This window comes from Kitasatospora herbaricolor (assembly GCF_030813695.1).
In the GTDB taxonomy this organism is placed as follows: domain Bacteria; phylum Actinomycetota; class Actinomycetes; order Streptomycetales; family Streptomycetaceae; genus Kitasatospora; species Kitasatospora herbaricolor.
In genome coordinates, this window is record NZ_JAUSVA010000002.1 from 1,693,860 (window position 1) to 1,718,960 (window position 25,101).

A 25,101-nucleotide genomic window follows, 5' to 3' on the forward strand; every position below is an offset into this window, starting at 1 on the left:
CCGGGAACACCGGGGACCGGCGGCCGGAGGACGACCGTCAGAGGACGAGCGGCCGGTGGGTGGCGCGGATCGGGGCGGGCAGCGCGGTGGAGCCGGCGAGGTAGCGGTCGACGGCCGCGGCGGCCGAGCGGCCCTCGGCGATCGCCCAGACGATCAGCGACTGGCCGCGGCCCGCGTCGCCGGCGACGAAGACGCCGTCCCGGCCGGTGGCGAAGTCCGCGTCACGGGCGAAGGTGCCCTGGGGGGCGAGGTCCAGGCCGAGCTGGCCGATCAGCGGACTGTCCTGCTCGGGGCCGGTGAACCCCAGTGCCAGCAGCACCAGTTGGGCCTGGACGGCCTGTTCGACCATCGCCCCCTGCGGGCCGTCGGACGGCCCGGGGGAGGCCAGGAAGGTGACCCCGCGGACCCGGCCGTCCGCATCACCGTCGAATCGGACCGTGCGGGCCGCGTACGTCCGGATGTCCGGGCCCGCCGGCCCGCCGGCGCCGCCCGCCGCGCCGGGCACGGCCGTGGCCGGACCGGGAGCTCGATCCCCGTCCCGCTCGCCGCCCGCGCACCCGGCGCCGGCGCCGTCCGTGCGCGGCCGCTCCGCACGGAAGCCGTACTGCTCGCCGTAGAGGTGGCCGGCCTCCTCGTGCGAGGCGGTCAGCCGGTGGACCTTCGGATGGATCGGCCAGGGCTGGTCCGCGGCACGGGTGTCCGGCGGCTGCGGGTGGATGTCCAGCTGGGTCACCCGCCGGGCGTGCTGGCGCAGCGCCGTGCCCAGGCAGTCGGCCGCGGTGTCGCCGCCCCCGACGATGACCACGTCCTTGCCCTCGGCACTGACGGTCGGGGCGTCCAGGTCCCCCACGCAGACCCGGTTGGCGATCGGCAGGTACTCCATCGCCTGGTGGATGCCCTCCAGCCGGCGCCCAGGCAGGGCCAGTTCGCGCCAGGCGGTGGCACCGACGGCGAGCAGCAGGGCGTCGTGCCGGGCCCGCAGTTCGGCGGCGTCGACGGCGGCGCCCACGGCCGTGCCGGTGACGAAGCGGGTGCCCTCGGCCCGCATCTGGGCGATCCGGCGGTCGAGGTAGCGCTTGGCCATCCGGAAGTCGGGGATCCCGTAGCGGAGCAGGCCTCCGACCCGGTCGGCCCGCTCGTAGACGGTCACCGCGTGCCCGGCCCGGGTGAGTTGCTGGGCACCGGCAAGGCCGGCCGGGCCCGAGCCGACCACCGCGACGCTGCGACCGCTCGCCCTCGGCACGGGCTCCGGTCGGACCTCCCCCCGGGACCAGGCCCGGTCGGCGATCGCGACCTCCACCTCCTTGATGGTGACCGGGTCGGCGTTGATGGCCAGCACGCAGGAGCTCTCGCAGGGCGCGGGGCAGAGCCGGCCGGTGAACTCGGGGAAGTTGTTGGTGGCGTGCAGCCGTTCGGCGGCAGCCTCCCAGTCCTGGTGGAAGACCAGGTCGTTCCATTCGGGTATCAGGTTCCCGAGCGGGCAGGCGTTGTGGCAGAACGGGAGCCCGCAGTCCATGCAGCGTCCGGCCTGCAGGGAGACGACGGGCAGCAGCGGGTGCCCCTCGTAGACCTCACCCCAGTCCTGGGCCCGCTCGGAGACCGGGCGTCGCCTGCGGGTCTGGCGCCCGGTGGTGAGAAAGCCCTTCGGGTCGGGCATCGCAGACCTCCTCGCAGGGGTCGCGCCGGACATCGCCACCGTACGCCCGGTATGCCCGGTTTATCCGAGCCTGGAACCCTCCGGCGACATCCGGCCCCGCCGTACCCGACGCCCCCTCCCGGCACGGCCGGCATCAGTGGATACATACGGTAGTCGGTTCATCACTTCACGTGTGACGCAGCACACAGTCATGACATGTACACGGTGTGCAATACTCGCCGAAGCACATCCAGTGCCTTCATTTACAAGGGAGTTGATGAAATGCGCGCTCGGATCGCAGCCCTGACGGTCGTTTCGGCAGGACTGACCCTGGCCATGGCCGGCCCGTCGTGGGCCGCCCCGACCCCGTCGACCATCACGACGGCGAGCACCTCGGCCTCAACCGCCGCCTCGATCCCGCCCGGCGCCGCGTGTCCGGCCCAGGTGAACCGGCCCTGCGCCTGGCAGGAGCGGAGCGAGCGCGGCGTCCTCGGCAGCGCCCAGGTCACCGCCGAGCACCCGGGGCAGCTGACCCTGGTCCGGGTCGACGTCAAGATCCAGCGGGCCTGGGGCAGCCCGTGGGAGACGGTGGCCTCCTCGACCCGGCTGCAGTACGGGTCCGTGCGGGTCAGCACCCCGCAGGTCAGTGCCCTCGGCCCGATCGTCGTCTGCGCGACCGGCGGCCCGGCCCTGCAGCCCGCGTTGCAGTCGACCACCTGCACCACCCCGCACTGACCGGCCCGCCCGGGCCGCCCTGCCTGCGGGCCCGGCGGCCGGCTCAAGACAGAGGGCCCACGGCAGGGGGCTGACGGCCGACGGCCGACCGGCGACCGGCGACCGGCGACCGCGCAAGCGGGTGAACCTCACGCCGGAGGCGTAGCCCCGGCCCCGGGTGTCGCGTTGAGGCGGGCGTGAGCAGCAGCCCCGGAGAGCACCAAGGCCGGCCCGGACGACGCCAGGCCTGGTCGCCCATGCTCCCCTACGACGCCCGTCCACCGGACGGTCCGCCCGACCCGACCCGGCCCGCCGGCGGGGCCGGCACCGGCCGAGCCGGGTTCGGCCTGGCGGGATCCGGCCCGACGGCGGGCCGGCGCCCGCTCGCGGGCGCCGAGGACACCGTCCACCTCAGCAGCGCCCAGGACACCCTCCAGGTGATCGCCAACGCCGACCGCTGGGCGCAGCTGACCTACGCCCTGGACGACGCGCTGGTCCCGCTCGCCGTCGGCGACGTCGACGCGCTGCGCCACCTGGCCAAACTGGAGCAGCCCGTGCTGGACGCCCTGACCCGCTGGATCGGCACCGCGAACCGGGGCCGGCTGCCGTCCGGGCCCACCGGCGGCCTCCCGGGCTGACCCGCCCGCGGCGCCCGTTCCCCGGCCAGGACCTCCCCGGCCGGGGGAGCGGGCGCCGTGTGGTGCCCGGCGGGCCGGAGGAGGACAGTGGAATACAGCGCGGTCGGCGGACGGAGGCAGCCAGGGGGTGAGATCGGGAGGCCCGCGATGACCTTTGTACAGATCGTCGAGTGCCGTACGGAGCAGCCGGACGAACTGAACCGGCTGATGGACACCTGGATCGAGCAGACCCAGGGCAGGCGCACCGCCACCCACAGCATGGTGGGGAAGGACCGGGACGACGCCCAGCACGTCGTGGAGATCATCGAATTCCCCTCGTACGAGGCGGCGATGCGCAACTCCGGTCTGCCGGAGACGGACCGGATCTTCCGCGAGATGGTGGCGCTCTGCCAGGAGCCGCCCACCTTCACCAACCTCGACCTGGTCCGCGACGATCAGTTCCACAAGGAGGCGGCCCGCCGTCTGCTGATGGACCCGTCGACGGGTGACATGACCGTCCTCGACGAACTCCTCGCGCCGGACTACTGCGACCACGACCCGACGACGGACGGCGACACGGTCGGCCCGGCCGCCGTCAAGCGGATGATCGAGGGCTACCGCACGGCCTTCGACTTCACCTTCGACATCCAGAGCCAGATCGCCGACGGCGACCAGGTGGCCAGCCGCTGGATGTGGCGCGGCACGCACGTCGGCGAGTACATGGGCATGGCTCCCACCAACAAGACCATCGAGTGCGCCGGGATGACGATCTTCCGGTTCGAGGACGGCATGGTGAAGGAAGGCTGGTGGAGCTGGGACGCCGTGGCGATGATGCGTCAGATGGGCATGATGCCCTCCTGAGAAACGCCGGAGAAGGGCGGACGGCGGACGCCGCCCGGGCGCGGAGGCTCGGGGGCGCGGCACCGGCGGTGCCGTTCAGCCGCCGGTGCCGATCCTCAGCTGGAGGGCGGGGAAGCGCGGGGCCGCGAAGCCCAGCGAGCGGTACAGCCCCGCGCCGTCGGCGGTGGCGTTCAGGTTGACCACCCTCACTCCGGTGTCCTCGGTGAACCAGGCCAGCAGGGCTTCCAGGCAGGCCCGCGCGTGGCCGCGCCCCCGCCGGCTCGGGTCGGTGCTGACGTTGAAGACGTGCCCGTGCAGGCCGCTGGGGTTGGCCGGCCCGGGGGCGTGCCGGTCGCAGCTGCCCACCGCACAGCTGACGACGCCCAGTTCGAGGTCCTCCACCAGGAAGGCCGCGAACTCCTCGGGCCGGCCGAGGCGTTCGACGAACCAGGCGTGGGCGTCGGCCCGCCACGGTGCCTGCTCCGGCCCGACCGGGATGTCCATGGCCTCCAGCATCAGCGCGCGCAGGCGGACCAGCGCGGGGGCGTCCTCGGCGGTGGCCCGCCGCAGCCGGGCCTCCCCGGTAGGTACCCGGGCCTCCCCGGCGGGCGGCGGATCGATCTCCCTCATGCGACGCCATTGTGCCCCCCGCACCCGACCCGGTCGGCTGCGGGTGCACGCCGCCCCGCGGCGCGGACCGCCGGTGCGGGCGTCAGCGCCCGGCGGCCCCGGCCATCGCGCGCAGGGTGACCGTCATGTTCCGGCGGAGCTGGGCGAGCCGCCCGGCGATCACCGCCGGGCCGTCGCCGGCCCCCTCCCGCAGGCCGGTCAGCCCCGGCCCGTGCGTGAAGGTCTGCGTGACCAGCGTCCCCTCCCCCGCTGCCCGCAGGTCGTAGCGCCAGAGCGACCCGGGCCGGTCCACGTCCCGCTGGTCGTCGAGCACCACCCAGGCGAACACGGACGGGCGGTCCGCCGCCGTCACCACGCACTCGACCGTCGCGACGAAGCCGTCCGGGTACTCGTTCCGGGCCCGGAACCGGTCCCCCGCGCGCGGCACCGCGCCCGCCCGCGAGGTCCAGTCCGCCCGGACGCACTCCGGGCTCCACTCGCCGATCCGGGTGACGTCGCCGATCAGGTCCCAGACCCGCTCCGGCGACAGGTCCATGGTCATCGCCACCCGGGTCGTGGCGCCGGTGACCAGGTCGTCCGAGGTCATCGCCGTGCCTCCGCTCCTCGCCGCCGCCGAACGGCGGCCGGTGGGGGCAAGCTACCGGACCGGTCGGACATCGCGAGCGGCCCGTGATTGCCGTTCGTGCATATGTTCGATTTCGGGCGTAGGGTGGATCCATGACCATCCAGCTGCAGGGCAGCCTTCTCGACGGGACGGACGAGATCGGGCTCCGCCCGCTGACGGCCGTCCGCCGCACCGAGCTCGGCGCCGGGGCCTGGGTCGACGTGCTGCCGGGCTGGCTGACCGGCGCCGACGAGCTGTTCGAACAGCTCGTCGTGGACGTGCCCTGGCAGGCGGAGCAACGGCAGATGTACGAGCGGGTGGTCCGCGTGCCGCGCCTGCTGGCCTACTACCGGGAGGGGCGCGAGCTGCCGCACCCGGTACTGGCGCAGGCCCGGTCGGCGCTGAGCGCGCACTACGCCGGCGAGCTCGGGGAGCCGTTCGTCAGCGCCGGGCTCTGCTACTACCGGGACGGCCGGGACAGCGTGGCCTGGCACGGGGACCGGATCGGACGCGGCGACCGGGAGGACACCATGGTCGCGATCGTGTCGGTCGGCGAGCCGCGCGCACTGCTGCTGCGACCCCGGTCGGGCGGGGGTGCCGGCGTGCGGCACCTGCTGGGGCACGGTGACCTGCTGGTCATGGGCGGGTCCTGCCAGCGCACCTGGGAGCATGCCGTCCCCAAGACGAGCCGGCCGGTGGGGCCGCGGATCAGCGTCCAGTTCCGCCCGAGCGGGGTGAACTGACGGGCTCCGGGAGCGGGCACCGGGCCGGAAAAGATTGGAGCGCCGGGCCCGATTCGAACGGACTCTTCCTACTGAAAGTAGGACGTGCTCCACCAGCACCACCGACGCGTGGCCGAAGATCAATCTCTCGGCGACATGAATACTAGCAGCTCATCGGGGTGCTCCGATCATCCTGCCGGTCATCCACCGCCCGACGGCCCGGACCCCGGGCCCGGTCTCCCCGCCCGGGAAGCGGCGGGGAGACCGGGCCGGGGTCGGCCCGGCGGGCTACAGTCCGGCGGGCTTCAGCCAGCCGGGCTTCGGTCCGCCCGGTGGACGACCTCGCCACCCACCACGGACAGCTCCACCCGGGCGTCCAGGATCGCCTTCGGATCCAGCGCGAACAGGTCGTCGGAGAGCAGCACCAGGTCGGCCAGCTTGCCGGGGGCGAGCGAACCGAGCTCGTCGTCCAGGAAGTTGGCGTACGCGCTGCCCAGCGTGTAGCCGCGGACGGCGGTGGCGAGGTCCAGCGTCTCCTGCGGCATCCAGGCGTCGCCGCCGGCCAGGCCGCGTCGGGTGACGGCGGTGTACAGGCCGACCAGCGGGTCCATCTCGGCCACGTTCCAGTCGCTGGAGAGGGCCAGCACGGCGCCCGCCCGCTGGAGGCTGCGCATCGGCCAGGCCTTGGTCCAGCGCTGCTCGCCGACGGCCCGGGCCCAGTCCCGGCCGGGGCCGGCGATGTCGGGCGAGCAGTGCCGGGGCTGCATGCAGGCCACCACGCCGAGTTCGGCGAAGCGCGGGACGTCCGCCGGGTCCAGGCACTCCACGTGCACCACCTGGTGCCGGGCGTCGCGCGGGCCGTTGACCCGGCGGGCGTGCTCCACGGCGTCCAGGACGGTGCGGATGCCGCGGTCCCCGGTGGCGTGCACGAAGGCCTGGAAGCCGGCCGCGTCCAGGCCGGCCAGCACCTCGGCGAACTCCTCCGGCGGGTAGAAGGTCTCGCCGCGGTGGCTGTGGTGCCCGGCGTAGGGCTCCAGCAGGGCGGCGGTGTGCGGCTCCACCACGTCGTCGATGTAGAGCTTCAGCGGGCCGACCCGCAGCCGGTCGGAGGTGTACCGGCGGCTCAACTCGGCGAACTCCGCGAGTTCGGCGGCGGTGGTCCCCCGCGGGTGGAAGAGCGCGGCGACCAGGCGCGAGCGGAGCCTGCCCTCGGCCGCCGCGCGTTCGAACAGGGCCAGGTCGTCCAGCGAGTTCTGCGGCTCCACCACGGTGGTGATCCCGTACCGGGCGGCCATGTCCAGGCTGCTGAGCAGCCGCCCGTACTGGCGGTCCGGGGCGGCCCAGGGCACACCCGCGGCGCGCAGCGCCCGGTGGCCCGCGCGGGAGAGGCCCTTCACCGCGAAGTCGGTCAGGAACCCGGTGGGCTCGCCGGTGGCCGGGTCCTTGCGGACGGTGCCGTAGGGCAGTTCGGTGGTGTCCCGGGTGATGCCCAGCCGCCGCAGGGCGGCGCTGTTCAGCCAGGCGGTGTGCACGTCGTAGCTGAGCACGAAGGCGGGCCGGCCGCCGGTGTACGGGTCCAGGTCGGCGGCGGTCGGCATCCGGCCGCCGGGGATCGCCGAGTAGTCGAAGGCCTCGCCCTCGATCCACTCGGCGTCGGGGTGGCTGCGCAGCCGCTCGGCGATCCGGGCGCCGATCTCGGCGAGGCTCGCGGCGCCGGCGAGCTGGACGCAGTCGGCGTCGGACCCGAGCCGGACGTGGTTGTGGCTGTCCACGAAGCCGGGCAGCACCAGCCGGCCGCGGGCGTCCACCACCTCGGTGCCGGGGCCGGCCAGCTCGCGCCAGCCGTCGCCGTCGCCCACCCAGGCGATCCGGCCGTCCCGGACGGCGATCGCCTCGGCGCGCGGCCGGGCGTCGTCCACGGTGTGGATGTGGGCGTTGTGCAGGACGAGGTCGGCGGGGCGGTTCACACGTTCTCCGGAAGGCTCGCGGGGGCGGCACCGGCGGCGGGGTTCGCCGCGGCGGCGGGGTCGGCGGCCGGGCGGCCGGCCAGGTCGGCGGGCAGGGTCAGCACCCAGTGGGTGGCGCTGCGCGGGCGCAGGTAGCCGAACCAGTAGGCGATGCCGACCAGCAGCACCGCGCCGGTGATCAGCAGGTCGCGCGGGCTCTGCCGGGTGAGCGAGTACGCCAGGGCGCCGATGGTGACCAGCGGGACGACCGGCCAGAGCGGCATCCGCCAGGCCGGGGTGGCGCGGTGGCGGGCCCGCCGGGCGGTGAGCGCCGCGCAGCCGAGCAGCAGGTAGATCACCGCGACCACGACGCCGGTGAAGCCGAGCAGGGCGTCGATCGGGACGGCGAGCGCGAGCACGATGCCGGGCACCCCGATGGCGAGGGTGGCGGCCCAGGGCGAGCCCCAGCGCGGGTGCAGGCTGCCGAGCACCCGGTTGACCGGGTCGGGCCAGGTGCGGTCGCGGGCGGAGGCGTAGAGCACCCGGCCGTTCTGCAGCACCATCACGATGACGGCGTTGAGGATGGCCGCGGCGATGCAGAGGGAGACGAAGGTGCCGACGGTGCTGCCTGCCCAGGAGTCCACCACCGCGACGAGGTCGCCGGCGGCGAGCTGGTCGGCCGAGTCGACGCCCAGGCAGATCGCCGCCACCGGGACGGTGATCAGCACCACGCCGGCCAGCAGCGACCACAGCACGGTGCGGGCGACGGTGCGGCGCGGGTCGCGGAGGTCCTCGGAGAGGTACACGGCCGTGCCGAACCCGTTGTAGGTGAACAGCGCGACGGCGAGGCCGGAGATCAGCAGGCCGGTGGTGAAAGGGCTGGTGCCGCCCTGGCCGTCGGGCACCACGGCGTGCAGCAGGGTGGAGACCGGCTGGCGGACGTGCAGGAAGCCGAGCACGCTGACCAGGGCCGCGGCGAGCACCTCGATGCCGAGGAAGATGCCGGTGATCAGGGCGTTGGACTTGATGTCGAGCACGCCGACGGCGACGGCCAGGGCCATCACCAGCGCGCCGGCCACGGCCGGGTCCAGGGAGACGACGGAGGAGAGGTAGCCGGCCGCGCCGAGGGCGATGATCGGCGGGATCACCAGCAGCGACACCACCGAGATCACGAAGACCAGCCAGCCGGCGAGCCGTCCGAGCAGCTGCCCGACGATCGAGTACTCGCCGCCGGCGCTGGGGACGAGCGTGCCGAGTTCGGCGTAGCAGAAGCCGACGCCGAGGGAGAGCGCCGCGGCGATCAGCAGGGTGAGCACGGCGCCGCTGCCCTGGCTCTGCAGCAGCGGCGGCACGACGATGAAGAGCGAGGAGGCTGGTGTCACGCAGGAGAGGGTCAGCAGGACGCCGCCGAAGACGCCCAGGGAGCGCGGCAGCGCGGTGAGATCCGGCTTGGGGGATTCGTTCATCAGGCACCCGGACTCGGTAGAAGACGGTGGGGGTGCCCGTCATTCAACGCGTGGCAAAAAGATCGCGTCAAGGCCTACTGGTTAACGTTTCACCATCAGGCGAGGCTGATTTCTCCCTTTCGTAGGCCGAAGCCCCTTCAGGCGAATGAATTGCCACTCAGACCGGCAGATCGTAGGCGTAGGACTCCTTGACGATCTCCAGGTGGTACCAGGACTCCAGCCGGACCACGCCCGCCGAGGCGCGCAGCGAGTCCAGCGTGGCGAGCAGCGCCGGACGGTCGGTCGCGTCCACTCCGCAGACCACGTCGAAGCGGCCGTAGCCCGCCGCCACGTAGTTGATCCCGGGCAGCCGGGCGGCCGCGGCGGCGGCCGCCGCGGCGCCGCCCCGCACGGTCAGGCCCACCCCGACCGCCTCCCGGACGCCCACGGCCCGGGAGTCGACCAGTCCGGTCACATGGACGGCACCGGACTGCAGCAGCCGCAGCACCCTGGCCCTGGTGGCGGGCTGGGAGAGCCCGACCCGCTCCGCGAGCGCCGCGAACGAGGCCCGGCCGTCGGCCTGCAGCAGGCCCAGCAGGGTGCGGTCCACCTCGTCCACGGCGGGCGGCCGCTCGACGGCCGGGGCGGCGGGGAACGAAGGGGCGGGAGCCTGGGGAACATCGGCGGCGGGCTCGGGGGCGGCCGCCGGATGGGTGGCGGGCGAGTAGGCGTCCCGCACCAGCCGGGTGCAGCGGAAGACCTCGATCCCCCGCACCCCGGGCGCCGACCGCAGCACCGCGAACTCCCGCTCCAGCGCGGCTTCGTCCGCCACCCGCAGTTCGGCCACCACGGCCCGCGCACCCGCCGTGCAGGACACGAAGCTGCTGGCCGGCCGGGCCGCGGCCACCTCGGCGGCCGGGCGGCCCGGCCCCTCGACGTCCAGCGAGACGTGGGCGACCGCGCCGATGCCCACCACCCAGGGCCGGACGATCCCGACCACCCGCACGGTGCCCGACTCCAGCAGCCGGTGCACCCGGGCCCGGGCCGCCTCCCGGGAGACGCCCAGCGACTCCGCCAGCCGCTGGTAGCTGACCCGGCCGTCCTGCTGCAGTTCACGGACGAGCGCGGCGTCGAACGCGTCCAGCTTCATCGGCACTCCCCTGGCCCGCCCCGCCCGGCCGGGCGGGAACAGGGCGATCGTACCGAGCCCCGACTCACGCCCCCCAGGCCTTTCTTGACCATACGTTCCAGATACGACTAGGGTCCTTCTCGTGGCCAGAACCAAGGAATTCGATCCGGACGCGGCACTGCAGGCAGCCCTGGAGCTGTTCTGGCGGCGCGGCTACGAGGCGACCTCGATGAGCGACCTGGTGGAGCACCTCGGGATCGGCCGCGCCAGCCTCTACGCCACCTTCGGCAGCAAGCACGAGCTGTACCTGAAGGCGCTCGACCGGTACGCGGAGCTCAGCGACCCCAAGCTGCTCGACGAGCTCTCCCAGCCCGGCCCGGTCCTGCCGGCCGTCCGGGCACTGGTCCGCCGGTTCGCCGCCGAGGCCGCCTCGGACCAGCGGACCGCCGGCTGCTTCGTCACCAACACGGCGGCCGAACTGGCCGCCCACGACCGGGACGCGGCCCGGCGGGTCGAGGCCAGCTGGGACCACCTGGAGACCCTGCTGCACTCGGCACTGGTCCGGGCGGCGGCCCGGGGGGAGCTGCCGCCCGGGCGCGAGCCCCGGGCGCTGGCCCGGATGCTGGTCGTCCTGCTGCAGGGGATCCGGGTGGTCGGCAAGGCCGCCTCGGACCCGCTCCGGGTGCACGACGCGGCCGAGCAGGCGCTGACCCTGCTGGACTGAGACCGGCCGGTCCGCGCCGCCCCCGGCCCCACCGGCCCCTCCCGGCTCCACCCGCCCCCTCCGGACCTCGCCCGCACCGGCCCCGCCGCACCCCGGCCGCCGGCGGGCGGAACCCTGCCTTCGCACGGTCACATACTGGAACGATCAATCCACTATTAAGGGCCGATGAAGCCCACCGCGCGCCGCGGAGCCCACCGAACAAGAGGAGTTCCTGCCATGAGCACTCGATTCGCCGACCGCACCGTCCTGGTCACCGGCGCCGGTTCCGGACTCGGCCGGGCCATCGCCCTGGCCTTCGCCGCCGAGGGCGCCCGGGTGGCGGTCGCCGGCCGGAGCGCCGACCCGCTGGCCGGGACCGTCGCCCTGATCGAGAAGGAGGGCGGCACGGCGGCGGCTTTCACCGCCGACGTCAGCCGCTCCGCCGAGGTCCGGGCCCTGGTCCGGCAGACCGTGGAGCTGTTCGGCGGCCTGGAGGTGGCCGTCAACAACGCCGGAGTCTTCCGCGGCGGGCAGCCGATCGCCGACCTGCCCGAGACGGACTGGCAGACGCTGCTCGACATCAACGTGACCGGCGTCCTGCTGTCGATGCAGGCCGAGATCTCCCACATGCGGGCCCACGGCGGCGGGTCGATCGTCAACATCTCGTCCAACGTCGGTGCGCACCAGCGGCGACCGGGCCTGGGCGGCTACCTCGCCTCCAAGGCGGCCGTCAGCGCCCTCACCCGCGGCGCTGCCCTGGACCACGTCCGGGACGGCATCCGGATCAACGCGGTCAGCCCCGGCGCCTCCGACACCACGATGTCGCTGCTGCCCGGCGAGACGCCGGCCGGCCGGGCCGCCCGGATGCGGGACGAGTCGCCGCTCGGCCGGGTCGCCGCCACCGGCGAGGTCGCCGCCGCCGTGCTGTACCTGGCCTCGGCGGACGCCGCCTCGGTGGTCGGTGCCGACCTGGTGATCGACGGCGGCGCCTCGGCCTGACCCGGGCGGCGGGGCCCGGACGGCGGGCCGCGCAACGGGGGCCCGCCGCCCGCCCGGCCCGCCGCCCGTTCGCCCGTCCGCCCGTCCGGGCCGTGATCGGCCTCAGGAGGCCTCGTGCACCAGCCGCCCGCCGACATAGGTGCGTTCGACCCGCGCCTCGGCGACGGCCTGCGGCGCCAGGAAGACGTCCCGGTCCAGCACGACCAGGTCGGCGAGATTGCCCGGCCGCAGGCTGCCGGCGTCGTCCAGGCCGTTCACATGGGCGGACCCGGCGGTGTAGGCGGCGAGGGCGGTCGCGAGGTCGATCCGCTGCTCGGGCAGGAACACCCGCTCGTGGTCGCTCCCCGGCAGGGTGCGGTTGACGGCGACATGGATCCCGGCGAGCGGGTCGGGGCTGCTGACCGGCCAGTCGCTGCCGGCCGCCAGGGTCGCGCCCGAGCGCAGCAGGTCCCCGAACGGGTACTGCCGGGCGGCGCGCTCAGGACCCAGGAAGGGAATGGTCAGCTCGTCCATCTGCGGTTCGTGGGCCGCCCAGAGCGGTTGGATGTTGGCGATCGCGCCGAGCCGGGCGAAGCGTGGGACGTCGGCGGGGTGGACGACCTGGAGGTGGGCCAGGTGGTGGCGGGTGCCGCGGTGACCGTTGGCCCGGCGGGCGGCCTCGACGGCGTCGAGGGCCTCGCGGACGGCGCGGTCGCCCAGCGCGTGGAAGTGCACCTGGAAGTCGAGCGCGTCCAGGGCGGCGACGTGCTCGCACAGGGCGGCCGGGTCGACGAAGCTCAGGCCGCTGTTGGCGGTCGCGCAGCCGCAGCCGTCCAGGTAGGGGCCGGTCATCGCGGCGGTGAAGTTCTCGGTGATCCCGTCCTGCATGATCTTCACCGACCGGGCCCGGAACCGCCCTTGCTCCAACTCCGACCGGCGCTGCACCAGTTCGGGAATCTGCTCGGCGCCGCGGGCGCGGTCCCACCAGAGCGCGCCGGCCACCCGGGCGGTCAGGCTGCCGTCGCGGGCGGCCGCGAGGTAGGCGTCCGACGGGTCCGGCTGACCGTTGAACACGCCCAGCAGGGCGTCCTGCCAGCCGGTGACGCCGAGCGAGTGCAGCAGACGCTGGGCCCGCAGCAGGCCCGCCAGCCGCTCGGCGGCGTCGGTCGGCGGGACGAACCGGGCGACCAGGGCGGTGGCGCCCTCCTGGAGCACGCCGCTGGGGGTGCCGTCCGGTTCGCGCTCGATCCGGCCGTCGGCGGGGTCGGGAGTGTCGCGGGTGATCCCGGCCAGCTCCAGGGCGCGGGTGTTGACCCAGGAGCCGTGGTGGTCCCGGTTGAGCAGGTGGACGGGCCGGTCGGCGACCACCTCGTCCAGTTCCCGGCGGGTCGGCAGGCCCCCCGCGAAGCTCTCCAGGGACCAGCCTCCGCCGGTGATCCACGCCCGCTCGGGGTGGGCCCGGGCGTACTCGGCGATCCGGCTCCGGTACTCCGCCCGGCCGGTGGTGCCGGTGAGGTCGCACTGACCCAGCTCGACCCCGCCGTGGACGGCGTGGACATGCGCGTCCTGGAATCCGGGGATCAGCATCCTCCCCCGCAGGTCGACGACCTCGGTCCTGGGGCCGATCAACTCCTTCACCTCGTCGTGTCCGACGGCGGTGATCCGCTCGCCGGACACGGCCAGGCCGGTGGCCCGGGTGCGGGCCGGGTCGCCGGTGTGGACGGGGCCGCCGGTGAGGACCAGGTCGGCGTGGTCGGCAGTGCTCATGGGTGTCGGTCCGTCTCTCGGTGGGGAGGTACGGGCCGGCGCTCGGCCGGCCCGTACCGCGGGATCACGCCGCGGGGGCGGGGGTCAGGTCGGCGACATCGGCGTCCGTGCCGCGGCCGGTGGTGAAGTAGGGCGACTTGCGGACCCAGCGCGCCCAGGCGGCGGCCGGGAGCCCGGTGCCGATCATCAGCACCGGCCCGAGGAGCTGGAACCACCCGTTGTCGGCGCTGAGTTCGAAGTGGTCGGCGGAGGACCAGAACGTCCAGGCGAGGTAGCCGCCGAGCACGATCAGGACGACCGCGCTGACCAGGGGCGCCACCACCGCCCGCAGGGCCTGCGCCGGGGCCTCGCGCAGCAGGTGGCGGAAGCGCACGGCGGCCGCGGTGCCGGTGAGGGCGTAGTAGAAGGCGACGACGATGCCGATCGAGTTGACCGCGGCGCCGATCAGGTCCGTCACGGTGGGGATGACCAGGCACAGCAGCGCGACGGCGGCGGCGATGCCGGCGATCAGCAGGGTGCCGGCCGCCGGGGTCCCGTACCGCGGGTGCAGTCGGGTCCACACCGGGCCGAGCGTGCGGTCGCGGCCCATCGCGAAGTTGCCGCGCGCGGCGGGGATGACGGCGGCCTGCAGCGAGGCCACGGCCGAGAAGGTCAGGGCGATCAACGGCAGTGCGGCGAGCGGCTGCTGGGCGAGCCGGTGCCCGAACCAGGTCAGCCCCTGGGCCCCGTTGTCCACCAACTCGTCCATCGGCAGTACGCGTTGGAAGGCGGTACCGGCCAGCAGGAACACCGCCAGCACGCAGACCAGCGCCAGGGTGCCGGCCCGGGAGGCGTCCCGCGGATCGCGGACCTCCTCCCCCACGCTGAAGACCGTCTCGAACCCCCAGTAGCAGAACACCATCAGCACCATGCCCTGGGCGAGCGCGGAGAGCGAGGGGATGGCGAACGGGTTGTACCAGGCCGTTGAGAAGGGCTGGTCGCCGGCGAACAGCCCGTACCCGCAGAAGCCGAGCAGCACCAGGTACTCGAAGACGAGCAGGTACTTCTGCAGCCGGGCGGCCAGGCCCACGCCCCGGACGGCGACCAGGGTGGCGGCCAGCAGGACCAGCAGGCCGACCGTGGTGGTCTGGGCGGTGGAGTCCGGGTCCAGGGTGAGCCCGGCCAGGCCGTGCAGGCCCGCCTCGCCGAGGAGTTGGAGCAGCGCCGAGCCGGTGACCGTGGTGGTGTAGGCCATGAAGACGATGCCGCCGACCAGGTTCACCCAGCCGGTGAGGAACCCGAGCCAGGGGTTGAAGATGCCGCCGACCCAGGTGTAGGCGTTGCCGGCGTTCGGCTCCACCCGGTTCAGCCGGGCGTAGCCGCTCGCGATGCCGAGCACCGGCAGGAAGGCGAGCAGGGTGACGGCGGGCAGGTGCAGGCCGACGACACCGGCGGTCAGGCCGAGGCCGATCCCGACGCTGGAGGTGGCCGCGATGCTGGAGGCGGCGATCACCACGCCGTCCACGACCCCGAGTGACTTGCGCAGACCGGGCCGCGCGGACCCTCCGTCGTCCTGCGGGGCTCTCGCCCCGTCGTTCGCCATGGATGCCAACGGACCACCACCTTGATCGGCCGAAGCCCCGTCGGCTCCGTGGACAGGAATGAAACGTCCTGCGCACTTCACACGTCAATGGCGTTGTCATAAGGTGTCGGCACCATTAGCGGGGCGGAACGGGCGACAGCCCGCGGGCCGGTCGGCCGGACCGCGGGGGTGGAAGGAGGGCCCATGGGAGAACGCGTGGTTCCGGAGCCGGAGCGACGGCGCAGGCGCCCCACCAAACAGGGCACCGTGCTCTCCGCCGAGGCGATCGTCGCGACGGCGCTGAGGCTGATCGGGCAGCACGGCTCCGAGGCCCTGACCGTCCGCCGGCTGGGCGCCGCCCTCGGGTCCGATCCCAGCTCGATCTACCGCTACTTCCGCAACACCGACGACCTGCTGCTCGCCATCGCCGACGAACTGATCTCCCGTGCCCAGCACGGCTGGCAGGCGAGCGGGGACTGGCAGGCCGACCTGCGGGAGATCGGACGGCGGATCCACCACGCCTACCAGCGGCATCCGCAGACGGCCATGCTGGCGGCCTACCGCACCACCGGGCGGGCGCACGAGATCCGGGCCGTCGAGGTGATCCTCGGCGTGCTGCGACGCGGCGGCTTCCCCGACGCCGAGGCGGTACGGATCTACCACGCCTTCGTCGACCAGGCCCTGGCCTTCGCGGCCCTCGACGCGGCGGCGAGGGCCCTCCCGTCCGCCGCCCGGCGGGCCGACGAGGACGTGTGGCACCGGACGTACGCCCGGCTGCCCGCGGACAGCCACCCGCACATCGCCGCCACCGCGCCGCTGCTGGTGGCCGAGATGCGCACCTCCGGGTACCCGGCGGCGCTGGAGCTGCTGCTGGAGGCGGCCGCGGCGCGCCTGGAGCGGCCGGGCGGCGCCGCGCCGTGAGGGTTGGCGCGCCCGGACCCGTCCGTCAGGTCCGGGCGCCGAGGCGTCCGGGTCTACTGCGGGGTCACGTACGCACCGGAGATGCCGCCGTCCACCAGGAAGGTGTTGGCGGTCATGAAGGAGGAGTCGTCGCTGGCCAGGAAGGCCACCGCGGCGGCGATCTCGTCGGGCTCGGCGAACCGGCCGAGCGGGATGTGGACGAGCCGGCGGGCGGCGCGCTCCGGGTCCTTGGCGAACAGCTCCTGCAGCAGCGGGGTGTTCACCGGCCCCGGGCAGAGCGCGTTGACCCGGATCCCCTCCCGGGCGAACTGCACCCCCAGCTCGCGGGACATCGCCAGCACCCCGCCCTTGGAGGCGCTGTAGGAGATCTGCGAGGTGGCCGCGCCCATCACCGCGACGAAGGAGGCGGTGTTGATGATCGAGCCCTTGCCCTGGCGCTGCATGTGCGGGATGGCGTACTTGCAGCAGAGGTAGACGCTGGTCAGGTTGACGTCCTGGACCCGCTTCCAGGCCTCCAGGCCGGTGGTGAGGATGGAGTCGTCGTCGGGCGGCGAGATGCCGGCGTTGTTGAAGGCGATGTCGAGGCGGCCGTACTCGGCGACGGCCCGCTCGTACATCTCGCGGACCGCGTCCTCGTCGGTCACGTCGGCCTGCACGAACAGGCCGCCGACCTCCTCGGCGGCGGCCTTGCCGGCCGCCGCGTCGATGTCCACGCAGACCACCTTGGCCCCTTCGGCGGCGAACCGCCGGGCGGTCGCGAGGCCGATCCCGCTGCCCGCGCCGGTGATGACGGCCACCCGGCCGTCGAGTCGCTCGGTCATGGCGTTACTCCTCCGTGGAGATGAAGACGTTCTTGGTTTCGGTGAAGGCGTGCAGGGCGTCGGGGCCCAGTTCCCGGCCCAGGCCGGACTGCTTGAACCCGCCGAAGGGGGTCGAGTACCGCACCGAGGAGTGCGAATTGACGGACAGGTTGCCCGCCTCCACCCCGCGGGCCACCCGCAGCGCCCGGCCCACGTCCCGGGTCCAGATCGAGCCGGACAGGCCGTAGTCGGTGCTGTTGGCGATCCGCACCGCGTCCGCCTCGTCGCGGAACGGGACGACGGCGACCACCGGGCCGAAGATCTCCTCGGTGAAGGCCGGGGAGTCCTGCCGGAGCGGCGAGAGCACGGTGGGCGGGAACCAGAAGCCGGGCCCGTCCGGGGCGCTGCCGGTGAAGGCGACCGGGGTGTCCGCGGTGACGTACGAGGCCACCCGGGCCCGGTGCGCGGCCGAGATGAGCGGCCCCATCTCGGTCTTCTCGTCGCGGGGGTCACCCACCCGCACCCCCCGGACGGCCGGCTCCAGCAGGGCCATGAACTCCTCGAACACGCCGGCCTCGACGAGGATCCGGGAGCGCGCGCAGCAGTCCTGGCCGGCGTTGTCGAAGACGGCGTACGGCGCGGTGGCGGCGGCCTTGGCGAGGTCGGCGTCGGCGAAGACGATGTTGGCGCTCTTGCCGCCGAGTTCGAGGGTGACCGGCTTGACCTGCTCGGCGCAGCCGGCCGCGACGGCCCTGCCGACGGCGGTGGAGCCGGTGAAGACGACCTTGGCCACGTCGGGGTGGGTGACGAAGCGCCGGCCGACCACCGCGCCGCGCCCCGGCAGCACCTGCAGGACGCCCTCGGGAATGCCTGCCCGCAGGGCCAGTTCGGCCAGTCGCAGGGCGGTCAGCGGGGTGAGTTCGGCGGGCTTGAGGACGACGGTGTTGCCGGCCGCGAGGGCCGGCGCCAGGCCCCAGGCGGCGATCGGCATCGGGAAGTTCCAGGGCACGATGACGCCGACCACGCCGAGCGGTTCCTGGAAGGTCACGTCCAGGCCGCCGGCCACCGGGATCTGGCGCCCGAACAGGCGTTCCGGGGCGGCGGCGTAGTACTCGATGACGTCGCGGGCGTTGCCGGCCTCCCACCGGGCGTTGCCCACCGTGTGGCCGGCGCCCGCCACCTCGAGTGCGGCGAGGTGCTCACGGTCGGCGTCGACGGCGGCGGCGAAGGCCCGCAGCAGCCGGGCGCGGTCGGCCGGCGCGACCTTGCGCCAGCTCGCGAAGGCGGCCTTGGCCCGGGCGACGGCGGCGTCGGTCTCGGCGAGGCCCGCCATGGCCACCGTCTGGATCACCTCCTCGGTGGCGGGGTTGACCACCTCGAAGAGGTCCTGGTCCGAACTCACGGTGCTGTCTCCTAGGGGGTGGTGGCCGTGGCAGCGGTGACGAACGCCTCGAAGAGGCGCGGGTCGGAGGGGTCGGTCTCGGGGTGCCACTGGACGCCGAGGGCGAAGCGGTGGTCGGGCAGTTCGACGGCCTCGACGGTCTCGTCGGCGCTCCAGGCCGAGGGCAGCAGCCCGCTGCCGAGGCGGTCGACCGCCTGGTGGTGGTAGCAGGCCACCTTGGCGGTGCGGCCGAGGATCCCGGCGAGCCGGGTGGCGGGGCGGACCATCACGGCCTGGGTGCTGAAGGTGGCGGGGGCGAGCCGGTGCTCCTGTCCTCCGGCCCGGTCGGGCAGGTGCTGCACCAGGCTGCCGCCGAGGGCGACGTTCAGCAGTTGCATGCCCCGGCAGATGCCGAGCACCGGCAGGTCCCGCTCCAGGGCGCCGGCCAGCAGGCCGAACTCCCAGCCGTCGCGCAGCGGGTGGGGATCGTCCGTGCGCGGGTGCGGCGCCTCGCCGTACCTGGCGGGGTCGATGTCGGGCCCGCCGGAGAGCAGCAGACCGTCCAGCCGGTCCAGCAGCCGGTCGGGGACGCCGCCCTGCGGGGGCAGCAGGACGGGTGTGGCTCCGGCCCGGACCACGGCGTCGACGTAGCTCTGCGGCAGCAGGGCCGCGCTCTGCTCCCAGACGCCCCAGGCGGCCTCGTCGAGGTAGCTGGTGATCCCCACCAGCGGCCCGCCCGTCACAGCCGCTCGAATCCGCGCCGGCGCTCCCAGTCGGTCACCGCCGCTTCGTAGGCGGCGAGTTCGACCCGGCCGGCGTGGCTGTAGTGCCGTACGACGTCCTTGCCGAAGGCCAGCGCGGCCGCTTCGCTCTGCTCGAAGGCGTCGACGGCGTCGCGCAGCGTGGCGGGCACCCTGGGCGCGTCGGAGCCGTACGCGTTGCCGCTGAACTCGGGCTCCAGCGGCAGCTGCTGCTCGATCCCGTGCAGGCCGGCGGCGATCAGCGCGGCCACCGCCAGGTAGGGGTTGACGTCCCCGCCGGGCACCCGGTTCTCGAAGCGCAGCGAGGCGCCGTGGCCGACCACCCGCAGCGCGCAGGTCCGGTTGTCGCGTCCCCAGGCGATCGCGGTCGGGGCGAAGCTGCCCGGCACGTACCGCTTGTAGGAGTTGACGGTGGGGGCGAGCAGGAGGGCGAAGTCCGACAGGCAGGCGAGCTGCCCGGCCAGGAAGTGCTCCATCACCGGGGAGAAGCCGTGCGGGCCGTCCCCCGCCATCACCGGCCGGCCCTGGTCGTCGCGCAGGCTGAGGTGGATGTGGCAGGAGTTGCCTTCGCGCTGGTCGTACTTGGCCATGAAGGTGAGACTGACGCCCTCCTGGGCGGCGATCTCCTTGGCGCCGGTCTTGTAGACCGCGTGGTCGTCGCAGGTCCGCAGCGCCTCGCCGTACTTGAAGGCGATCTCGTGCTGGCCCAGGTTGCACTCGCCCTTGGCCGACTCCACGGTGAGCCCGGCGCCGGCCATCTCGTTGCGCAGCCGGCGCAGCAGCGGCTCCACCCGGGAGGTGCCGAGGATGGAGTAGTCGACGTTGTACTGGTTGACGGGGGTGAGCCGGTGGTAGTCCTTCTCCCAGGCCTGCTCGTAGGTGTCCTTGAAGACGATGAACTCCAGCTCGGTGCCGGCGTAGGCGTGCCAGCCGTGGCCGGCGAGGCGCTCCAGCTGCCGGCGCAGGATCTGCCGGGGCGAGACGGTGACCGGCCGCCCGTCGTGGTGGGCGACGTCGCACTGGACCATCACGGTGGCGGGATGCCAGGGGACGGTGCGCAGGGTGGCGAGGTCGGGGGTGAGGACGAGGTCGCCGTAGCCGCTCTCCCAGGAGGAGATCTCGTAGCCGTCCACGGTGTTCATGTCGATGTCGACGGCGAGCAGGTAGCCGCAGCCCTCGGCGGAGTCGGCGACGACGTCGGAGAGGAAGAACTCGGCGGCGATCCGCTTTCCCTGCAGGCGGCCCTGCATGTCGGTCATGGCGAGGACGACGGTGTCGATCGCCCCCCGGGCGACGCCGGCGCGCAGCTGCTCCAGGGTCAGGCGGGGACTCATCGGATCTCCAGTTCGGCTTCGGCGGCGGCGAGTTCCTCGGGTGTGCCGTGCACCTTGGGGCCGGTGAACCAGTGCCTGGCCGAGACCAGCCACCAGAGGCCGGCGAAGCCGAGGACGACCGCCACCGCGACGGGCGTGTAGTTGAAGCTGACGGCGGTGACCGGGCTCACGGTGGGGAGCATGAACAGCACCGCGATCAGTGCCGTCCAGCCGACGGCCACCAGGCCGACCGGCCGGCTCCACCGGCCGAGGTGCCAGGGGCCGCGGGCGAAGGCCTCGCCCTGCCGCAGCCGCAGGAACACCGGGATGACGTAGGCGATGTAGAGGCCGATCACCGAGACGGAGGTGACGGCGGCGTAGGCGGTGCTGTTCCACAGGGCCGGCAGGCCGAGCAGGAAGGCGCCGCCGGCGGCGAGCCAGACCGCGCTCGTGGGTGTCTGGGTGCGGGGGTTGATCCGGTGCCAGAGCCGGGAGCCGGGCAGTGCGCCGTCCCGCGAGAAGGCGTAGATCATGCGGGAGTTGGCGGTGACGGAGGCCATGCCGCAGAAGAACTGGGCGCCGATCACGATGAGCAGCAGCAGCTTGGCGCCGGTGTCGCCGATGGCGTCGATGAAGATCTGGGCGGGCGGTACGCCGGTGGAGCTGGTGAGCGCGCCGTCGTAGTCCTGGATGGCGAAGGTGAGGCCGAGCAGCAGGATCCAGCCGGCGACCAGCGAGACGAGGACGGAGTTGACGATGCCGCGCGGGCCGGAGCGGGCGGCGTCCTGGGTCTCCTCGGTCATGTGCGCGGAGGCGTCGTAGCCGGTGAGGGTGTACTGGGCGAGCAGCAGGCCGAGCATGGCGACGTAGAAGGAGCTGTGGAATCCGGTGTTGTTGACGAACCTGGTGAGGACGAAGGACGCGGAGGCGTGGTGGGAGGGCACCAGGACGAGGGCGCCGACGATGATCGTGACGCCGGCCAGGTGCCACCAGACGCTGACGTTGTTGAACAGGGCGACCAGCCGGACGCCGCGGGTGTTGAGCAGGCCGTGGACGAGCAGGATCACCGCGAAGACCGTGACGGTGTGCCCCGGGGTGGCCGCGAAGCCGAACTGCATCTCCAGCAGGGCGTTGGCGAAGGTGGCCGCGCCGTAGTCGACCCCGGCGGTGACCGCGACCTGGCCGAGGAAGTTGAACCAGCCGGTGAACCAGGCCCAGGCCGGTCCGCGCGAGGGGGCGAGTTTGGCCGCCCAGTAGTAGAGGCCCCCGGCGGTGGGGTACGAGGAGCAGATCTCGGCCATGGCGAGGGCTACGCAGAGGGTCATCAGGCCGACCACCGGCCAGCCCCAGGTGATCATCGCCGGGCCGCCGGTGTTGAGGCCGAAGCCGTAGAGGGTGAGGCAGCCGGAGAGGATCGAGACGATCGAGAAGGAGACCGCGAAGTTGGAGAAGCCCGACATCGAGCGGGCCAGTTCCTGGGTGTAGCCGAGTTCGCGCAGCCGCTGCTCGTCCGGGGAGAGCGCGGGTGCGGTGCCGGTGGTGATCCCGGCGGCGTCCGCCGGAAACACCGGCATGCCAGGGTGGTCGAGGGGGGAGGGTTCGGGAGACATGCGCACCCCTTCTTGGGGGTTCGGTGGGGGATCCGAAACGTGCGCCACAGCACTGTGGTGGCCAATGGACTGAAACCGGACCATTGGCGTATGCGCATGCTTCACCCTGGGGCTCCACCCCGTCAAGGGGACCTGCCGACCTCGTTCCCCGCCGCTCCCTCGGTAGGATTCCGGAGTGGACCTGGCGGGCGCGCGCGACGCGCGGATGGACTGGCGGGGCGGCGCGATCTTCCGCCCCGTCCGGACCGGCAACACCTTCGAGGAGACGGTCGAGCGACTCCTGGAGGCGATCAAGCTGGGCGTCCTCGCGTACGGTGACCGCCTCCCGCCGGAGCGTGAACTCGCCGCCCGGCTGAACGTCAGCCGGGAGACCCTGCGCGAGGCGATCCGCTCCCTGCAGCTCGCCGGCTGCGTCGAGTCGCGGCGCGGCCGCTACGGCGGCACCTTCGTCACCTACCGGCTGCCGCCGCCCGACCTCGGCGACCTGCGCCGGGCCGTCCAGGACATGGGCGCCGAGCTGGAGGACGCGCTCACCTACCGGATGGTGCTGGAGACCGGCGCCGCCGAGCAGGCCGCGAGACGGCCGCTCACCGAGGAGCAGCGCGCCTACCTGCGGGAACGCCTCGGCGACCTGGAGAACGCGGCGCCGGAGGAGTACCGCCAGCTGGACTCCCGCTTCCACCTGGCGATCGCCGAGCTCACCGGCTCGCACTCGCTGGCGGCCGGCATCGCCGAGAGCCGGATGCGCCTGAACGACCTGCTCAACGCGATACCGATGCTGGAGCGCAACATCGACCACGCCTCGGAGCAGCACCGCACGATGGTGGACACCATCCTGGCCGGCGACGCCGAGGGCGCCCGGCGCTCCACCGAGGAGCACCTGGAGGCCACGGCGGCCCTGCTGCGCGGGTTCCTGGGCTGACCGGGTGCGCCGGGCGGCACCGCCCGGGCCGGGCGTACCGGGCCGGCGGCGGCGACCACTACGGCAGCGGAGTGACCCGAGTCACTCCATCGATGCGTAACGCCTCGGACTCCGGGAACGATTAGTCGAACGGTGCTTGCCGCGTGGAGGATCCCTGATCCGTCACACACTCCGTGCGCGGCGGAGCCGTTTCATGCCCACTGCACCGAGAGGCCACTCGTGTCGCCCAGCCCGTCCCGCACGCTTCCGCATCGGATCGCTGAATCCGCGTCCTTGATGGCACTCATCGAGCGCGGCAGGACCACAGGACACATCACCGGCGATGAGGTGCGCCAGGCTTTCGAGGCCGACAACATTCCGACCACCCAGTGGAAGGTCGTCCTCCGGAGCCTGAACCAGGTGCTCGACGAGGACGGGGTAGTCCTGGCGGTCCGACCTGCGCAGGAGGCCAAACCAGCTGCTGGAGACCCGAGCCGGCGCTCTGTCAAGAAAACCGTAGCCACGCGCGCTACCCCTGTCAAGAAGATCACAGCGGCCCCCGTGGAGGCCTCCGACGAGGCCTCCGGGGCGCCCGCGGAGGCCGCCGCACCGGTGAAAAAGGCGGCCGCGGCCAAGAAGGCGGCCCCGGCGAAGAAGGCCGCCGCGGTGAAGAAGACGGCCGCGAAGAAGACCACCACGGCCGCCGCCAAGAAGACCGCGGCGAAGGCCGGCCCGGAGGACGCCTCCGCCGCCGAGCCCGCCGCCGAGGACGACCTCTTCGACGAGGCCACCGCCGGCGAGGCGGGCCAGGAGCCGGAGACGCCCGGCATCGGCAGCTTCGTCCTGTCGGACGACGACGAGGACGACGCCCCCAAGGTGCAGGTCACCACCCCCGGCGCCAGCGCCGACGCGGTGAAGGACTACCTGAAGCAGATCGGCAAGGTCTCGCTGCTCAACGCCGAGCAGGAGGTGTCGCTGGCCAAGCGGATCGAGGCCGGCCTGTTCGCGATGGAGAAGCTCGCCTCCGGCGAGGACCTCACCCCGGTGTTCCGGCGCGAGCTGGAGCTGATCGCCGAGGACGGCCGCCGCGCCAAGGACCACCTGCTGGAGGCCAACCTCCGCCTGGTGGTCTCGGTGGCCAAGCGCTATACCGGTCGCGGCATGCTGTTCCTGGACCTGATCCAGGAGGGCAACCTCGGTCTGGTCCGCGCGGTCGAGAAGTTCGACTACACCAAGGGCTTCAAGTTCTCCACGTACGCGACGTGGTGGATCCGCCAGGCGATCACCCGCGCGATGGCCGACCAGTCCCGCACCATCCGCATCCCGGTGCACATGGTCGAGGTCATCAACAAGCTGGCCCGCCTGCAGCGCCAGATGCTCCAGTCGCTCGGCCGCGAACCCACCCCGGAGGAGCTGGGCAAGGAGCTCGACCTCACCCCGGAGCGGGTGATCGAGGTGCAGCGGTACGGGCGCGAGCCGATCTCGCTGCACACCCCGCTGGGCGACGAGGGCGACAGCGAGTTCGGTGACCTGATCGAGGACACCGAGGCCGTCAAGCCCGCCGACGCGGTCAGCTTCACGCTGCTCCAGGAGCAGCTGCGGGCCGTCCTGGAGACGCTGGCCGAGCGCGAGGCCGGCGTGGTCTCGATGCGCTTCGGCCTCACCGACGGCCAGCCGAAGACGCTGGACGAGATCGGCAAGGTCTACGGGGTCACCCGTGAGCGGATCCGCCAGATCGAGTCCAAGACCATGTCCAAGCTGCGCCACCCGTCGCGCTCCCAGGTGCTGCGCGACTACCTGGACTGACCGGGCCTCCCGGACGTACGGGCCCCGGCCGGATCACCCGGCCGGGCCCGTCCGCGTGCGGCCCGTCCACGGGGTCCAGCCGTGGAGGTCCAGCCGGCGTGAGGCCTACCCTCGCGAGTGGCCGACCCGTGCGAGGTCCGTCCGCGGGCGGCCGGACCGGGCGGGGCCCCGAGGAGGCGCGGCGGGGGGCATGCGACGGGCCCGGTCCGGACCACCCTGGGGCGGTCCGGACCGGGCCCGGAAAAGATTGGAGCGCCGGGCCCGATTTGAACGGACTCTCCCTACTGAAAGTAGGGCGTGCTCCACCAGCACCTCC

General features: G+C 73.5%; 22 protein-coding genes and 1 tRNA gene. 9 read left to right on the forward strand and 14 right to left on the reverse strand.

The window, feature by feature from the left end; translation table 11 throughout:
• Positions 1 to 37: 37 nt before the first annotated feature.
• A complete protein-coding gene (locus J2S46_RS07750) occupies positions 38 to 1,657 on the reverse strand; it encodes a glutamate synthase subunit beta (protein ID WP_191290752.1) in 1,620 nt (539 codons plus the stop codon).
• A gap of 261 nt (positions 1,658 to 1,918) precedes the next feature.
• Here J2S46_RS07750 and J2S46_RS07755 point away from each other — a divergent pair, with 261 nt between their 5' ends.
• The 3 genes from J2S46_RS07755 (at position 1,919) to J2S46_RS07765 (ending at position 3,828) form a co-directional block, all read left to right on the forward strand.
• Complete coding sequence (locus J2S46_RS07755; RefSeq protein ID WP_191290751.1) at positions 1,919 to 2,371, forward strand: hypothetical protein; 453 nt, start codon at positions 1,919 to 1,921, stop codon at positions 2,369 to 2,371.
• A gap of 176 nt (positions 2,372 to 2,547) precedes the next feature.
• On the forward strand, positions 2,548 to 2,988 hold the full coding sequence (locus J2S46_RS07760; RefSeq protein WP_191290750.1) for a hypothetical protein: 441 nt from the start codon (positions 2,548 to 2,550) through the stop codon (positions 2,986 to 2,988).
• Between the two features lie 147 nt (positions 2,989 to 3,135).
• Positions 3,136 to 3,828, forward strand: coding sequence for an ester cyclase (locus tag J2S46_RS07765; RefSeq protein WP_191290749.1), 693 nt, complete (start codon positions 3,136 to 3,138; stop codon positions 3,826 to 3,828).
• 75 nt (positions 3,829 to 3,903) lie between these two features.
• Here J2S46_RS07765 and J2S46_RS07770 read toward each other — a convergent pair whose 3' ends face one another.
• Together J2S46_RS07770 and J2S46_RS07775 are read right to left on the reverse strand one after the other, a co-directional pair.
• Positions 3,904 to 4,437, reverse strand: a complete 534-nt coding sequence (locus tag J2S46_RS07770; RefSeq protein WP_191290748.1) for a GNAT family N-acetyltransferase — start codon at positions 4,435 to 4,437, stop codon at positions 3,904 to 3,906.
• Between the two features lie 82 nt (positions 4,438 to 4,519).
• Positions 4,520 to 5,023, reverse strand: coding sequence for an SRPBCC family protein (locus tag J2S46_RS07775; RefSeq protein ID WP_191290747.1), 504 nt, complete (start codon positions 5,021 to 5,023; stop codon positions 4,520 to 4,522).
• Positions 5,024 to 5,154: 131 nt separating this feature from the next.
• Here J2S46_RS07775 and J2S46_RS07780 point away from each other — a divergent pair, with 131 nt between their 5' ends.
• Positions 5,155 to 5,784 carry an alpha-ketoglutarate-dependent dioxygenase AlkB gene (locus J2S46_RS07780; RefSeq protein ID WP_191290746.1) on the forward strand — a complete coding sequence of 210 codons (630 nt, stop codon included), beginning with the start codon at positions 5,155 to 5,157 and terminating at the stop codon, positions 5,782 to 5,784.
• Between the two features lie 35 nt (positions 5,785 to 5,819).
• Here the strand turns inward: J2S46_RS07780 and J2S46_RS07785 are convergent.
• From J2S46_RS07785 to J2S46_RS07800, 4 genes are all read right to left on the reverse strand, one after another.
• A tRNA-Glu gene (locus J2S46_RS07785) sits at positions 5,820 to 5,892 on the reverse strand.
• Positions 5,893 to 6,068: 176 nt separating this feature from the next.
• On the reverse strand, positions 6,069 to 7,730 hold the full coding sequence (locus tag J2S46_RS07790; RefSeq protein ID WP_191290745.1) for an amidohydrolase: 1,662 nt from the start codon (positions 7,728 to 7,730) through the stop codon (positions 6,069 to 6,071).
• Positions 7,727 to 9,175, reverse strand: a complete 1,449-nt coding sequence (locus J2S46_RS07795; RefSeq protein WP_191290744.1) for an APC family permease — start codon at positions 9,173 to 9,175, stop codon at positions 7,727 to 7,729. Before J2S46_RS07795 ends, J2S46_RS07790 begins: the two co-directional genes overlap by 4 nt.
• 157 nt (positions 9,176 to 9,332) lie before the next feature.
• The gene (locus tag J2S46_RS07800; protein WP_191290743.1) at positions 9,333 to 10,304 is read right to left on the reverse strand and encodes an Lrp/AsnC family transcriptional regulator; all 972 of its coding nucleotides are present in this window, start codon (positions 10,302 to 10,304) and stop codon (positions 9,333 to 9,335) included.
• Between the two features lie 121 nt (positions 10,305 to 10,425).
• On the opposite strand from J2S46_RS07800, the gene J2S46_RS07805 reads away from it, so the two are divergent.
• Both J2S46_RS07805 and J2S46_RS07810 read left to right on the forward strand, forming a co-directional pair.
• Positions 10,426 to 11,007 carry a TetR/AcrR family transcriptional regulator gene (locus J2S46_RS07805; protein ID WP_191290742.1) on the forward strand — a complete coding sequence of 194 codons (582 nt, stop codon included), beginning with the start codon at positions 10,426 to 10,428 and terminating at the stop codon, positions 11,005 to 11,007.
• Positions 11,008 to 11,223: 216 nt separating this feature from the next.
• Positions 11,224 to 11,985: an SDR family NAD(P)-dependent oxidoreductase gene (locus tag J2S46_RS07810; protein WP_191290741.1), complete on the forward strand. Its 762-nt coding sequence runs from the start codon at positions 11,224 to 11,226 to the stop codon at positions 11,983 to 11,985.
• A gap of 102 nt (positions 11,986 to 12,087) precedes the next feature.
• On the opposite strand, the gene J2S46_RS07815 is transcribed toward J2S46_RS07810, so the two are convergent.
• A complete protein-coding gene (locus J2S46_RS07815) occupies positions 12,088 to 13,731 on the reverse strand; it encodes an amidohydrolase (protein WP_191290740.1) in 1,644 nt (547 codons plus the stop codon).
• Between the two features lie 64 nt (positions 13,732 to 13,795).
• Positions 13,796 to 15,313: an APC family permease gene (locus J2S46_RS07820; RefSeq protein WP_191290907.1), complete on the reverse strand. Its 1,518-nt coding sequence runs from the start codon at positions 15,311 to 15,313 to the stop codon at positions 13,796 to 13,798.
• Between the two features lie 183 nt (positions 15,314 to 15,496).
• Between J2S46_RS07820 and J2S46_RS07825 the strand changes: the two genes are divergently transcribed.
• Positions 15,497 to 16,213, forward strand: coding sequence for a TetR/AcrR family transcriptional regulator (locus tag J2S46_RS07825; RefSeq protein WP_191290739.1), 717 nt, complete (start codon positions 15,497 to 15,499; stop codon positions 16,211 to 16,213).
• A 53-nt stretch (positions 16,214 to 16,266) separates the two neighbouring features.
• On the opposite strand, the gene J2S46_RS07830 is transcribed toward J2S46_RS07825, so the two are convergent.
• Genes J2S46_RS07830 through J2S46_RS07850 form a run of 5 tightly spaced genes read right to left on the reverse strand, consistent with a single transcriptional unit; the run spans position 16,267 to position 22,042 of the window.
• On the reverse strand, positions 16,267 to 17,034 hold the full coding sequence (locus J2S46_RS07830) for a 3-oxoacyl-ACP reductase (protein WP_073927078.1): 768 nt from the start codon (positions 17,032 to 17,034) through the stop codon (positions 16,267 to 16,269).
• A gap of 4 nt (positions 17,035 to 17,038) precedes the next feature.
• A complete protein-coding gene (locus J2S46_RS07835; protein WP_191290738.1) occupies positions 17,039 to 18,415 on the reverse strand; it encodes an aldehyde dehydrogenase family protein in 1,377 nt (458 codons plus the stop codon).
• Positions 18,416 to 18,426: 11 nt separating this feature from the next.
• On the reverse strand, positions 18,427 to 19,137 hold the full coding sequence (locus J2S46_RS07840) for a gamma-glutamyl-gamma-aminobutyrate hydrolase family protein (RefSeq protein WP_229912834.1): 711 nt from the start codon (positions 19,135 to 19,137) through the stop codon (positions 18,427 to 18,429).
• On the reverse strand, positions 19,134 to 20,489 hold the full coding sequence (locus tag J2S46_RS07845; protein WP_191290737.1) for a glutamine synthetase family protein: 1,356 nt from the start codon (positions 20,487 to 20,489) through the stop codon (positions 19,134 to 19,136). Before J2S46_RS07845 ends, J2S46_RS07840 begins: the two co-directional genes overlap by 4 nt.
• Positions 20,486 to 22,042 carry an amino acid permease gene (locus J2S46_RS07850; RefSeq protein WP_370882303.1) on the reverse strand — a complete coding sequence of 519 codons (1,557 nt, stop codon included), beginning with the start codon at positions 22,040 to 22,042 and terminating at the stop codon, positions 20,486 to 20,488. The genes J2S46_RS07845 and J2S46_RS07850 overlap by 4 nt, the downstream gene beginning before the upstream one ends.
• A gap of 211 nt (positions 22,043 to 22,253) precedes the next feature.
• On the opposite strand from J2S46_RS07850, the gene J2S46_RS07855 reads away from it, so the two are divergent.
• Positions 22,254 to 23,000, forward strand: a complete 747-nt coding sequence (locus J2S46_RS07855; protein ID WP_229912833.1) for a FadR/GntR family transcriptional regulator — start codon at positions 22,254 to 22,256, stop codon at positions 22,998 to 23,000.
• A 219-nt stretch (positions 23,001 to 23,219) separates the two neighbouring features.
• Positions 23,220 to 24,785: an RNA polymerase sigma factor gene (locus J2S46_RS07860; RefSeq protein ID WP_307349240.1), complete on the forward strand. Its 1,566-nt coding sequence runs from the start codon at positions 23,220 to 23,222 to the stop codon at positions 24,783 to 24,785.
• Positions 24,786 to 25,101: the final 316 nt, after the last annotated feature.